We start from the raw sequence: 14052 nt of genomic DNA, 5'->3' as shown, positions 1-14052 counted from the left end.
TTTACTCATTTTATTGTGCTACAATATATTCTATTAAACTAATATACGTAAAATTAGACATTAAAGCAAGTTAAATTTATATTTTTCTTAATAGAATAATTTTATTTAGACATTTTGGACAAAAAAGAGATAATTATTTTTGAGCTTATACTTTTGATAAAAACCGCCGGTTTATCTTTCGATAAACGGCGGTTATCTGGTAACCGGATATGATTATGATTTGCCAGATATGCTTTTATGACAATACTAAAATCTCTTAATCTGCGGATACTTAATATTCTATAGTACTACCAAACAGTGGCTTAATCTTTATTACTTACTGTCACTGTACCATATACCATTAATATTTTCGTTGAGTCTGCCGAACCGGTATAACAGCCTTCACCGTCGCTGAGATAACACGCAAGTGCGGCAAATTCCCAGGCATCATCCATAGAAATCTCAAGTTTGCGAGTGGTGAGTTTTTCCAGATTATATTCTATACCAAAATCTCGTACTTTTTGTGCAGCTACACGGAGCGATTCACTGACTGAAGGGTGATCCCACCCCCATAACCAGGTATTGTCTTCAGTATTGTATGTACCAACTATTTGTACTGGGGCAGTTACCATCAGTTTTTTTTCATCATTGACAAAAGTAATCGTACCGGTATTAAGGTCTGCACTCCATTCAGCAGTATCAAGACCCCAAGTATCTATCGCTATCTGTGTGCGTAATTGTATTTCGTTATTTGCGCGTGCAATGGTAAGCTCTGGCTCGGAAAGTTCTGTTGTATGCTGATCAGTATTTTTTTCTTTTCCGCCAAAAAGTTTTTTTAAGAAATTACCCATGTTCTATCCCCTGTTTATAACACTGGTTAAGAAAAAATTATTTAATATATTGATTAATACAAATAATTGAACTAGATCATAATAATTATTAATCTCTAAACCATTTTATATAATTAAATAAATATAACATATATTTATTCACAATATTATTATATTTATTTATCATTTATCTTCAAGTACTTACCACTCTATCAGTATGCAAATCAGATTAAATTTCAGCATAAGCATCAATGATTTAATTTTTAAATTGATTATTTCCTAAAAACATTGATGCTCTGGCTGAAAAATGAATTTGATTTGTAAACAATTTAATCCATTGCTGGTTTTATTCGAGCCAGACTGCACTGAGCATACGTCCGGTTTTCCCGTCACGACGATAAGAAAAATAACGCTCCCGCTGCAATACAGTACATTCCGTTCCACCATATACCTGATGCACACCGGCATCTGCAAGAGCCAGCCGTGCCAGAGCATAAATATCAGCCAGATAGTGCTCATTACCAATATCCGTAAATGCAGTCTGCGCCTTTGGCTGTTTCAGACAAAACACCTCCCATACCTCAGCACCGACTTCAAAAGCCTCCGGCCCGATTGCAGGACCAAGGTAAGCTAATATTTCTAGAGGGTTAACCTGCATAGCCTCTACCGTATTCTGCAATACTCCGTTTGCCAGGCCGCGCCAGCCCGCATGTGCAGCGGCAACTACAGTTCCAGCACGGTCACACAATAATACTGGCAAACAATCGGCTGTCATAATCGCACAGGCTGCCGATTCACCGCGGTGACAAAAGCTTGCATCAGCATTGGCCGGTGTACCTGACTGCAATGCAGTTAACGCAGACACAGCATTAATAACATCTGCGCTGTGCACCTGATTCAGATAAGCCAGAGGTTTTGCTACCTGTTGTTGTACTAATGCACGATTATGCTGCACGGCATCTGCGTTATCACCGACATGTGCTCCGACATTCAATGAATTGAACGGTGGCTGGCTCACACCGCCCTGACGCGTTGTAAACAGGGTATGCACACTGGCTGGTGCCGGCCATTGTGCATTAAAAAAGACATTTTTATTCTGATTCAGACCGAGTGCCTGATTCATGTCCCATTGATTCATTCCTCTGTCCTATTCGCGTACATAAATAACATCCACATCATAATCATCGTCGTCCCAGTCATCATCTTCTGCTGCTTCCGCACTCAGTCGCTGCTGCCATTGGTCTTCGGTTTTAATGGAAGAGTCCCTGCCTGCCTGTAAACGCAGTACAGACAGTAAATGATAAATATCAGCCAGTAACGGAGCTTCAAATTGCATATTCTCCTGAGTTTGCGGATGAATAAAACTCAGCCGATAGGCATGCAGTGCCTGGCGTGCCAGCATTTTAATAGCGTCTCTGACTTCTGTTGTGGCGTGATGGCGCGGATTACCATAAACAGCATCTCCGGCAAGCGGATGTCCGGCAGCTTTCATATGCACGCGAATCTGATGAGTACGTCCGGTTTCCAGCTGACATTCGATATAGCTGAAATCAGCATAACGTTCGAGTACTTTTACATGCGTAATGGCCTCTTTGCCGCCAAAAGGGACAACAGCCATACGGGTACGATTATGCGGATCACGTCCGATCAGTGTTTCAATTTTACCGTCAAACGGCACTACCCCGTCAGCAACTGCACGATAAGTACGTTTGACTGTCCGTGCCTGTAACTGACGAACCAGATGAGTTTGTGCAACTATGGTTTTGGCGACAACCATTAATCCGCTGGTATCTTTATCCAGACGGTGCACGATACCGGCTCGTGGTACCTGTGTCAGTGCCGGGCAATACGCGAGCAAACCATTGAGTAATGTGCCCTGCCAGTTTCCTGCTGCCGGATGTACAACCAGTCCAGCCGGTTTATTCAGTACCAGCACACTATCATCTTCATATATAATATCCAGTGACATAGCCTGTGGTATGAAAGCCAGCTGGCTTTCATCCTGCTGGATGGCTGCCTGTATGGCTTCGCCGCCTATCAGTTTATACTTGGGCGGGACTACGCTGCCATTGACTGTGACATGGCCGTCTTTTATCCACGCAGTCAGCCGGCTGCGGGAAAATTCCGGTGCCAGTTTTGCCAGTGCGGCATCCAGACGTAGGCCAGCCAGCTCATTAGGTACTGTCCAATTTTTATAACTTTGTGTACTATCATCTGCCGTAAAGGGCAAATCATCGTTATAATCGTCATCATTCTCTAACAAAGAAGTGTCTTTCATGAAAAATTTGTTTTTGGCGGTGGGCTTAGGCCTGTTACTGAGTGCCTGTGCCAGCAAAAGTACTGTAGATAAAGATTCCCAGATTACCCAGGACTGGTCAGTTCAGCGTCTGTACAATGAAGCACATGATGAGCTGATGCACCGTAATTATACTCATGCAGAGAAATTATACGAAATTCTGCAGGCGCGTTTCCCATATGGTTCTTATGCTGAACAGGCACAGCTGGATACGGCTTATGCTTATTATAAGGATGATGAGAACGACAAAGCACTGGTTGCAATTGAGCAGTTCCAGCGTCTGTACCCGCAACATCCCAATATGGATTATGCACTATATTTAAAAGCACTGATTCAGCTCAATGAAGATAAATCCTTTGTCAGCAAACTGGCAAAACAGGACTGGTCTGACCGTGATCCTAAAGCGAACCGTGAAGCTTATGCCACTTTTGCTCAGCTCGTACAATATTTTCCACAGAGCAAATATGCTGCCGACGCCCGTGATAAAATGCAGAAACTGCTGGATGCTCTGAGCGGGAACGAACTAGCGGTTGCACGTTACTATATGAAGCGCGGTGCATGGCTTGCCGCTGCCGGACGGGCACAGACTGTAATTTCTCAATACCAGAATACGCCAAATGTAGAAGAAGCTCTGGCAATAATGATTTCTGCATATACCAATCTGGGAGAACAGAAGCTTAGCGACGATACCAAACGTGTACTGGCGCAAAATTTTCCGAATAGCCCGTATTTACAAAAACCATGGCAGGATCATAATGCCATTCCATGGTGGCGTTACTGGAAATAACCGCCACATTAATATGACAATCTGTCTCAGACAAGCTACACTTCTTAATCAGGCCAATTCTTTGTATTGGTCTGATTTTTTCATATTTATACAATGAATTTGTTTGGAAAATATCATGAAATTAACTAGACCTGCTAAGAGATAAAAGAGTTGTAATGGCTGTTTATTAGTTAAAAATTATTTTATTGTTAATGATAGTCTATTGCCTATTTTTATGTAAATGAATGCAGCAAGATATGTTGCCTGTTTGGGGAGGGCTTAGCAGGTTTGCAGAATTATTTTAGTAAGATGTGTCAAAAACCAGATAACTTTCTGATTTAATTCAATCAGCAGGCAAGGAAAAGGTAGGAATATAGATCAAAGTAATAATGAAACGAAAAGGAATTCATAATCAAGTTTATGTGGCAGGCAATGGTATTAGTGAAAAAAATGCAAGATATTCAAATAAAATTACGGAATAATTAGAGATGGATAGAATTCAAATCAATGATTGAAAAGAAGAGATGATGCTGCTAAATCTTCCAAAGGGAATGATGATAATGAAGAAGATTTTACTATTTATATTAATTTTTATGAGTAACAATGTTTTTAGTTATGTTAGTCCAATAGAGAGGATGTTCATTGATATGGATAATACTATAAAACATAATTCAACTATAATAGATAAATTATCTAAAATTCTTTTAAAAAAAAATATTGATATTTTTCAGAAGGAATGGGAAGGTGAGGTGAATAAAAAATGCGAGTGGGTAAGTAATAATATTGATGTTTACCGCTTTGGTCAGGAGGATAAATTTAGTTATCCATTATGTTTACGTAGAGAACAAAATTCTTTTATTAATGAATTAATTTTATTGATATATCATAATAAGATACCAGTAAATATTAAATTACAAAAATACATCACTAAAATTCCAGAGCAAAAACAATATAATATTTATTTCAATCTATTAACAGAGAAATATGCTTCAAAATTTTGCAACACATTTTATACTTCAACAGATATTAATGATTGTATAAATCGTTTCCTTTTAACTCAATATCAGCCCGAAGAATATGGATTTAAGCTTACAGTGGATAAGAGTTATCTATATGATTCTCCAAATTTAAAAAATAAAACAAAAATATATTTAATTAGAGAGGATAAGGTAGAATTATTAAATTATAAAAATGATTTTTATGAAATTGAATATACAACAGAAAAAAATAGGAAAATTAAAAAATGGCTTCATTGTTCTGCTATTGATGCTTGTATCCTAAATTACTAAGACTAATAATTATTCTGTTTTATAAAATCTTTATCTATGATGCAGTGCTTTACACATCAAGTAATTTGTATTCATTTCATACAGCAAATACTCATTCAACAAGCAACAGATAAAATTGATGTCGATTTTTCAAAATAGGAGTCAGCAATTTATTGAAGGATTTTTGTAAACTTATTTTGATGATTTTACTGAATTATTTATACCGATTTTATTTTTCATATTACTTTATTGACTACCTGCATAAACTATTTCTCCATGCTTTCCTTTTAAATAATTTATGTTCGGAATTTCTGCAGGCATCGTTTCTGAAATTGAAAAGTATGTTCTGATTATTGTTATCCTGATTTCATATCAGAAAAATTTTTTATATTTTTGGTAAATATTCGCGTACTAACCATTGAATCTGCATCTGTGCATCCGGTAATGATTTTTGTAATTTTGCCACAGCCGCTTCTGTCAGTAACTGTCCGCACATAAATATATCAATAGCAGCATAGTGATGCTCAGGCCATGTATGTATACTGATATGTGATTCCGCCAATAACAATACACCCGTAACACCACCGCTGCCGCCGAAAGTATGAAAATGACTGGTAAGGATATGTGCCTGTGCTGCCTGCGCAGCCTGACGCAATAATTCTTCGATGGCAACAGCATCCTGCAACCAGTAACCATTTGTTTGATAAACATCCAGTAAGCAGTGCTGTCCTATGCTACGATTAAGCTGTTTTATTTGTGCCATCGCCCGCTGCTACTATAATAATGCCCGCCCGAAGAGTTTGTATCTGTTTCATGTATGCCATAATTTGTCCATGTGAGTGCAATTAATATCATTGCAGCATAATAGATATTGTATTTCTTGGTTTTATTTAATTGACGATTTTCTGGTTTGGGCAAATTTATCAGACAACCAAAAGCTAACAAAAACATTCCTAGTGCATCAAATCCATAGTCATAATTAGCCGGTCCGCCGATCAATATTATAAAAATTACCGGTAAATTTAAAACAACAAATAAAGCTAACCAGAAATTAGGGTTATAAATATCAAACAGAGAATTTATAAAGGTTTGCCGGGACCATTTTCTGATATTGTCGGCATTAAAATCTTTTGCTTTAATGCCTTGATGTTCACGCACAATTTCAACAGCTTTATCCCGCTCAAGGGGTTTTGCTTTAATACTGATATTTTTATCATTTTGAAACCATGTAGCCACCAGAGAAGCAGGGATAGTGCTGACCACAGACCATGATTGTTCGTTGTCTGTGAGCGTTGTAGATAGTTTATGCGCCTTGCAACCATAATCGATATAGTACATTCTATCGCCTGGAGCAACCTGCCAGTAAAATGCACCGGCAGCATACATTACATGGGCAGCATAATCATATAAAAACGGAATATCTTTTCTTTTCAAATTAACAGGTTGTAATGGTCCGTTTAAAATAGGCCAATCGTCCAGTGTTGAAGCCATTGCCCATTGATTATTTTCCAGCTCCAGCAGCCATAAAAAGCCTTTTTGGGGTGAGTAAAGCAGATATTCAGTCCAGCCAAGACTGTCTTCTTCCTCTGTCTCTTCACGCATAACCTGCACATACAAAGGTACATCCGGAAAAGCTATCTGTACTGGTAATTCCACAAGTATCATTGCACCCAGTACCCACCAGTCTTCATTGTTGATACGTGCTTTACTGCCAATTTTAATGGTTAACTGACGCTCATACCATTCACGATTTTCACTGATGTTTTTCTGTAATGCCGCGTCTTCACTCATATCCATCTGACTGCGGCAATACTGGCATAGTACGTAATCGGTTACCCCGCTTACCCAGAGAATTTCACCTCCGCAACTCGGGCATTTACCTCTTTTAGTACTGCCTTTTACATAACCGGCCTGGCTGCGTATCTGCTCTTTTCTGCGAGTGTTTTGCAGTTTCAGTGATTTCAGGGTCACTCCCCGACCTGCAAATACTTCAGGCTGTTGCTGACCGGATGAGTAATCCAGCGTAATAAATGACAAACCATTACGGCAATCAGCTACCAGTGCTGTTTCAGAATTTGGCAGCGATACAGGTAACTCACCTTCAGCCACATACTGACCGCGGCTGGTTTTGTGAATATCAGCTACAGCATACCGACGTGACTGATACTTAAAAAATGTTTTGCCGATTTCCAGACTACTGAATTCGGGTAATTTTTCCTGACAGGCAGATGCCGGCTGCAAACGGGTAAAAGCAAACCGGTCATTAGTTTCAGACAGCCATGCACTGCTGCCATCGGCTAACAGTGCATGCCACTCATTCCATAAACCTGCTTCATAATGTACTTGTATACGCCCGATCAGAATAAATGACTTACCCTGCCACTCCCCGGTAGTACCGATTTGCAGCGGAGATAAATCATTTAGTACTGCAGAATGGCGCCCTGACTGAAGCAGTTTATTCTGATTAACTAATAAAACAGAATGACAATAGCCACAAACCGCAGTGACAGCGGTCGCTGAACGGATTCCGATTTCAGCCCCGCAGCTGGGACAGCTTGTGTGCAGCAGATAAGAGGACGAACTATTCATACTGCGAATTAACCGGTGATTTTTTTGATAATCTCAGCTTTGGCAGTATCATAATCATTCTGACTAATCAGATTTTGCTCCAGCAATGTTTTCAGTTGCGCAAGCCGCGCAGTTAAATCTGAAGATCCGTTTTCAGTACTACCGGCCGGTGCAGTCTGTGCAGCCACCGTTCCGGTCAGACCTGAAGTCATCACAGTGGCTATATTCATACCCGCAGCCAGTCCGGCACCAATTCCGGCAATACCGCCTTCATTTTCCGCAGCCAGCGGAATGGCCTGTGCAGTCTGATACTGGGTATAACGTGTTATATCACCGACAATACCCATGCCGATACGCTCATCCAGACGCTTTTGCAGATTTTCCGGCAGAGTAATGCTTTCCACAGTAAACTTTTCCAGCTCCAGTCCGAGCTCTGCAAAAGCCGGTTTCAGTAATGTTATCATTTGCTGTGACAGCATTAGCTGGTTAGCAGCCATATCCAGAAAAGGAATAGAAGAATTGCCAAAAGCAGTGGCCATCTGAGTAATGACCAGATTACGCAGCTGCTCTTCCAATGTTTCAGTTCGATATTCTTCACAGACACCGCTTACTTCACGAAAGAAAACTGCCGGCTGGGCAATGCGAAAAGTGTACATGCCAAACGAGCGTACAGCGATGGCTCCAAAATCACTGTCGCGAATGGTAACTGGCTGTGCAGTCCCCCAGCGTCTGGATAATTGCTGACGCAGATTGAAAAAATACACATCCGATTTAAATGGAGATTGAAATAATTTACCCCAGTTTTTCAGACTGGTGAGTAAAGGCAGATTCTGGGTATTAAGGGTAAATGTGCCTGTACCAAACTGATCTGCAATCTGACCTTCATCCACAAAAAGAGCAGACTGTGCTTCACGCACTACCAGAGCAGCACCATTCTGAATTTCCTGATCCTGTAAGGGAAACCGCCACATTAACACTTCGGGGTCTGGATTTTCCCACTGGATAACGTCAATAAATTGTTTCTTAATGAAGCCACCCAGACCATTACTGCCAAAAATTGAATTCATTACCATTGTTCGTATCCAGTTTAAATAAAGTTAATAATTAACTTAATGCTGCAGCATTGAGAATACCGATAGCCACAGACAGACCAAAAAGCAGAATTCCGACTGCAATATTATTATTTTCCAATTCCTGATTAGCTTTAGGTATCAGCAGTGTAGCAATCAAATACACCAGAATCTGAATAATCATAGCTGCTATGCCCCAGATAATAAAACTAACCAGATTAACTGATTGCAGCATACTGGAAGTCAGAGTGATGCAAAAACCAATCATTGAACCGCTCAGAGAAACAGCACAGGCGATATTCCCCTGTTTAATTAATTTCAGCTCAGCTACAGGAGTAATACGCATATATAATAAAACAAACGCGATTAGCATGGATAGTGCCACCGCAAAGTATTTTAAATATTGGAGATATTGCAATAGAGGAATTGTCATTATTTATTATCCCGATTATTTCTGATGTTAAACATACCGTATAATAATTATTTTGTATAGTATTGAATTTACTTTAATATGCAAAAATTTAACATATGAATATAATTATTGCCTTATCAGTATATACAGTTTAGTCAGACAGGATGCCTCACAGCTGCCTGTGCCTGAAGCAGACAAAATGAATAAAAGGATAAACGGTGAATCCTGCTTTAATTGTATCGGTATTTGTGGTAGCCAGCTGCGGTCTGGCATATGAACTGATTATTGCTGCTCTGGCCAGTTATCTGCTTGGTGATTCGATACTTCAGTTTTCTTCAATTATCGGCGTGTACATGTTTGCGATGGGTATCGGTGCACATATGACACGCTATATTAAGGACAAAGATGCATTAAGCCGTTTTATTGATATCGAAATTCTGGTGGGTATCGTTGGCGGTATTTCTGCGCTGCTGCTGTTTGTTCTGTTTGGCTTCTCTGAGACACCTTTTCGTTCGATACTGTACGGAATGGTACTGACCATTGGTATTGTTACCGGAATGGAACTGCCGCTGGTCATGCGGGTACTCAATTTACGGGAAGTTGAATTTAAAGAAGTCGTTAGCCGGGTGCTGACTTTTGATTATCTGGGTGCACTGGCTGTTTCCCTGCTCTTTCCTTTGATTCTGGCACCCAAACTCGGTATGGCCAGAAGCGCTCTGCTGTTCGGTATTCTGAATACGGTTGTTGCATTATTAACTGCACGGTTATTTAAAAAAAACTTACGCCGCTACCGCAGCCTGTATCTGCGCGGTAATGTGGTTCTGCTTATTCTGATTCTTCTTTTCTGCTATGCCAATAAAATTACCGATAAGGCAGAACAGCATTATTTCGGCGATCCGGTCGTATACAGCACAGCCTCTCCTTATCAGCGTCTGGTCATTACAAAATGGCATAATGATACCCGTTTATTTATCAACGGCAATTTACAATTTTCTTCAATAGATGAAGCCCGTTATCACGAAGCACTGGTCTTGCCGGTAATGGAACAGAATCCTCAGACTGCCAGTGTTCTGATACTGGGCGGCGGTGACGGACTGGCTGCTCGTGAAGTATTGAAATACTCTCAGGTTAAGCAGGTTACTCTGGTCGATCTGGATGCCAGCATGACTAAAGTATTCCGTAACTCTACTCATTTGCGCCAGCTAAACCAGAACTCACTGAATAATTCGAAAATGCATATTATCAATGCGGATGCGGCACAGTGGCTGGAACACAATCAACAGAAATTTGATGCAATCATTATCGATTTTCCCGACCCGTCTAATTTTTCTCTGGGCAAGCTGTATTCAGTTCCGATGTACCGGATGGTTGCACAACATTTAAATCCGCAGGGCAATATCGTAGTGCAGTCCACTTCACCTTATTTTGCCCCGAATGCGTTCTGGTGTATTGTAAACACGCTGGAAACGGCCGGCTTAAAGACTCTGCCTTACCATGTTTATGTTCCGTCATTCGGTGAATGGGGTTATGTAATGGCAAATCAGAGCGGTGAATTTCTGATTCCTGATCATTATCAGGTACCAACACGCTATCTGGATGCCGATAGTACAAGAGAAATGTTTATTTTTCCGAAAGATATGCAACGCCGCTCTGTTGAACCCAATCATCTGAATACACAAAAGCTGGTAGAGTATTTTGAGGCTGACTGGCGCGCTGTCATGCGCTAAAGGAATAGCAGAAATGAAAATCAGTCGTCGCCGTTTTCTCAACCATGTACTCGGTGCCAGTATGGTAGGTTTAACCGGCTATGAGGCATGGCGCTATTTCAGACCCGGGCAACCGCCAGTCAGTATAGATTTTCCCGGTAAGGCAACCGGCCATGCTATTCGTGATGCTCGTATAAATGTCCCGGCAGAGATACCCAGATTCAGCGTGAATACTGTGATTGTCGGCAGCGGGGCGGCAGCTCTGGCTGCGGCGTGGCAATTATCCAGACAAGGCATGCAGGATTATATTTTACTTGACGGGGCTGAACGCAATGGCAATAACCGCGGCGAACAGCAGTTTGGCGTAAACTATCCGACCGGAGCCCATTATCTGCCCCTACCTTCGCCAGAATCAGAACATATTCGCGAACTACTTAGTGATTTACAGCTCTATCAGCATGGTGTCTATGATGAGCGGGCTTTGCTTCAAGTACCTAATGAGCGTCTGTTTTATCAGCAGCAATGGCAGAACGATTTACTGCCGCACACAGATGCCGACAGTAAACGCTTTTTTCAGTTTATACATAGGGTAAGTAATCAACGTGGTACGGATGGTAAGCGTTTATTCACTATTCCGCTTGATTTAGCCAGCATGGATAGCCAATGGCGCCGTTTGGAAAAAATAACATTTGCTGACTGGCTTGAGCAGCAAAACTATCATTCGCCGACACTTTTATGGTATCTGGACTATTGCTGCCGTGATGATTACGGACAAGGTATCAGACAAATCAGTACCTGGGCAGGTTTGCACTATTTTTGCGCGCGTGGTAATCAGCAAAATGAGCATGGAACAATAATGACATGGCCTGATGGTTTGAATGAACTGTCACAACGGATACGCACATTCTGCCGCCTGCATCCGGCAACCAGTCTGGCGAATATTAGTTTGTCACGCACTCAGCCATATAGTATCAATGCCTTTGTTGTTTCAATTGAGGAGCATAATCAGGGTGTTCGCCTGCTTATCTGTACAGAGCAGCAACAATATTATTGGCTTGAGGCACAGCATGCTGTATGTGCCATGCCACTTTATATTGCAGCCCATGTGGTTAAAGATATTCAGCAGTACGGATTCAAACCGGATATCCATATGCCGCAATATGCACCATGGATTGTGGCGAACTTTCTGCTGCGTGGTTTTCCGGCAGAACGCAAGGGCAGCAAACTCGCCTGGGATAATATCCTCTATCAGGGAAAAGGACTGGGTTATGTGGTGGCAACCCACCAGCAAATCCGGCAGGGGCCACCAGCCTATACCTCATTTACCGCCTATACTGCACTGAATCATGATACCCCTGCTAATGTGCGCCGCTGGATGCTGTCTGCATCAACCGATGAAATTTATCAGTGTGCGGCCGCAGAACTCGAGCAAATCTATGGAGTTAAACTACGCCGGCGTATGTTGCAGGCGCGTTTAAGTTTACGTGGCCATGCCATGGCTGTACCGCAACCGGGCTATCTGTCCAATCAGGGTTTACAGTCACTGCGTACTTATACCGGTCGCTTACAGTTTGCACACAGTGATTTATCCGGTTATTCGATTTTTGAAGAAGCCTGCTACTGGGGTAAACGTGCGGCAGTTCAGATACTGGCACAACATTAATATGCGGTATCAGAACAAACAAACAGCCTGCTGCCAGAAATATGGCAGCAAGCTGTTTGATTCAGATAACAAAGTTTCTAAACTTCAAGATAATCCATAATACTTTGTGCCGCATCACGACCCTCGGCAATAGCAGTAACCACCAGATCAGAACCACGGGTAATATCACCACCGGCAAAAATTCTGGGGTTGGCTGTCTGCTGTTTATATTCACCACAGGTCTGAATCCGGCCGCGTTCATCCACAGTAACACCAACACTGTTTAACCAAGGCATACTGTGCGGAGCAAAACCAAACGCCACAATCACCGCATCGCAGGCAATCACTTCTTCACTGCCGGCAACAATTTCAGCACGCCGGCGCCCGCGTTCATCCGGCGCGCCCATTATGGTTTTTACTACCTGAATACCGCTTACTGTACCATCAGCATCAGTCACTACTGCCTGTGGCTGCACATTGAATTTGAACTGAACACCTTCTTCACGCGCATTATTGAATTCTTTTTTTGATCCGGGCATATTGGCCGCATCGCGGCGATAGGCACAGATAACCTCTTTTGCCTGCTGACGTAAAGCTGTACGCACACAATCCATGGCAGTATCACCACCGCCAAGAACCACTACGCGTTTATCGGCCATAGAAACATAATCTTTACTGGGAATATTCAGCAAATGTTCGGTATTGCCGATTAAATAAGGTAATGCCAGATAAACACCAGCGGCATCTTCATTTTCAATACCTGCACGCAGCCCCTGATAAGTACCTACACCCAGAAATACCGCATCATACTGCTGCTCCAGTTCCTGCAAGGTAACATCTTCACCTACTGTTACCCCCAGTCTGAACTCAATACCCATATCAGTCAGTACATGACGGCGGCGCATCATCACTTCTTTTTCCAGTTTAAAAGCCGGAATACCGAAAGTCAGTAAACCGCCGATTTCTGTCGCCCGTTCGTAAACTGTAACATCCACACCATTACGAATCAGTACATCGGCACAGCCCAGCCCGGCCGGACCGGCACCGACTACCGCCACTTTTTTGCCTACTTTTTCCACCTTACTGATATCAGGATGCCATCCCTGTGCAAAAGCCTGTTCAGTAATGTATTTTTCAATGGCTCCAATCGTAACCGCTCCGAATTCAGCATTCAGCGTGCAATCACCTTCACACAAGCGGTCTTGCGGGCAAACCCGTCCGCAGACTTCCGGCAGACTGTTGGTAGAGTGTGCCAGTTCAACTGCTTCGATAATTCTTCCTTCATTGGCCAGTCGCAGCCAGTTGGGAATATTATTGTGTAAAGGACACTTATTCTGACAGTACGGATTACCACAGGCCAGACAGCGGTCTGCCTGCGCAATAGCCTGTGCAGTAGTAAACGGCTGATAAATTTCCGCAAACTCATGCCGACGTACAGTCAGCGGTTCTTTCGGGGGATCCACACGCGGCACATCAATAAACTGATAAACATTTTCGCGTTGACTCATCTGGTGT

Annotated in this window: 12 protein-coding genes; 4 read left to right on the top strand and 8 right to left on the bottom strand. The window is 42.1% G+C overall.

Features of this window, described 5'->3' with window-relative positions; genetic code table 11:
- Window positions 1–302 precede the first annotated feature (302 nt).
- The 3 genes from GY065_RS02315 to rluD form a co-directional block, all read right to left on the bottom strand.
- Window positions 303–830, bottom strand: coding sequence for a DUF6882 domain-containing protein (locus GY065_RS02315; protein ID WP_174832943.1), 528 nt, complete (start codon window positions 828–830; stop codon window positions 303–305).
- A gap of 325 nt (window positions 831–1155) precedes the next feature.
- Window positions 1156–1947 (bottom strand): peptidoglycan editing factor PgeF, encoded by a 792-nt coding sequence (gene pgeF / locus GY065_RS02310; RefSeq protein WP_174832942.1) that lies wholly within the window; start codon window positions 1945–1947, stop codon window positions 1156–1158.
- Between the two features lie 9 nt (window positions 1948–1956).
- Window positions 1957–3087, bottom strand: a complete 1131-nt coding sequence (gene rluD / locus GY065_RS02305) for a 23S rRNA pseudouridine(1911/1915/1917) synthase RluD (RefSeq protein ID WP_174832941.1) — start codon at window positions 3085–3087, stop codon at window positions 1957–1959.
- Here rluD and GY065_RS02300 point away from each other — a divergent pair.
- Window positions 3086–3892: an outer membrane protein assembly factor BamD gene (locus GY065_RS02300; protein WP_174832940.1), complete on the top strand. Its 807-nt coding sequence runs from the start codon at window positions 3086–3088 to the stop codon at window positions 3890–3892. The genes rluD and GY065_RS02300 overlap by 2 nt on opposite strands.
- Before the next feature lie 626 nt (window positions 3893–4518).
- Complete coding sequence (locus tag GY065_RS02295; RefSeq protein WP_174832939.1) at window positions 4519–5160, top strand: hypothetical protein; 642 nt, start codon at window positions 4519–4521, stop codon at window positions 5158–5160.
- A gap of 364 nt (window positions 5161–5524) precedes the next feature.
- Here GY065_RS02295 and speD read toward each other — a convergent pair whose 3' ends face one another.
- The 4 genes from speD to GY065_RS02275 are packed head-to-tail and all read right to left on the bottom strand — an operon-like array spanning window position 5525 to window position 9210.
- Window positions 5525–5902: an adenosylmethionine decarboxylase gene (speD, locus tag GY065_RS02290; protein WP_174832938.1), complete on the bottom strand. Its 378-nt coding sequence runs from the start codon at window positions 5900–5902 to the stop codon at window positions 5525–5527.
- Window positions 5890–7728 carry a DUF4178 domain-containing protein gene (locus GY065_RS02285; protein WP_174832937.1) on the bottom strand — a complete coding sequence of 613 codons (1839 nt, stop codon included), beginning with the start codon at window positions 7726–7728 and terminating at the stop codon, window positions 5890–5892. The genes speD and GY065_RS02285 overlap by 13 nt, the downstream gene beginning before the upstream one ends.
- Window positions 7729–7736: 8 nt before the next feature.
- Window positions 7737–8780: an SPFH domain-containing protein gene (locus tag GY065_RS02280; RefSeq protein WP_371731928.1), complete on the bottom strand. Its 1044-nt coding sequence runs from the start codon at window positions 8778–8780 to the stop codon at window positions 7737–7739.
- 31 nt (window positions 8781–8811) lie between these two features.
- On the bottom strand, window positions 8812–9210 hold the full coding sequence (locus tag GY065_RS02275; RefSeq protein ID WP_037473157.1) for a DUF350 domain-containing protein: 399 nt from the start codon (window positions 9208–9210) through the stop codon (window positions 8812–8814).
- 197 nt (window positions 9211–9407) lie between these two features.
- Here GY065_RS02275 and GY065_RS02270 point away from each other — a divergent pair, with 197 nt between their 5' ends.
- Entirely contained in the window at window positions 9408–10916 is a 1509-nt protein-coding gene (locus GY065_RS02270) for a polyamine aminopropyltransferase (RefSeq protein ID WP_174832936.1), read from the top strand.
- A gap of 13 nt (window positions 10917–10929) precedes the next feature.
- A complete protein-coding gene (locus tag GY065_RS02265; protein WP_174832935.1) occupies window positions 10930–12558 on the top strand; it encodes an FAD-dependent oxidoreductase in 1629 nt (542 codons plus the stop codon).
- A gap of 77 nt (window positions 12559–12635) precedes the next feature.
- Here the strand turns inward: GY065_RS02265 and GY065_RS02260 are convergent, their stop codons facing one another.
- A complete protein-coding gene (locus tag GY065_RS02260; RefSeq protein WP_025330042.1) occupies window positions 12636–14045 on the bottom strand; it encodes an FAD-dependent oxidoreductase in 1410 nt (469 codons plus the stop codon).
- Window positions 14046–14052 lie beyond the last annotated feature (7 nt).

This window comes from Snodgrassella sp. ESL0323 (genome assembly GCF_013346865.1).
Taxonomy (GTDB): domain Bacteria; phylum Pseudomonadota; class Gammaproteobacteria; order Burkholderiales; family Neisseriaceae; genus Snodgrassella; species Snodgrassella alvi.
Note: the sequence above shows the minus strand (reverse complement) of the source record. Positions and strands in the feature narration are given on the sequence as shown.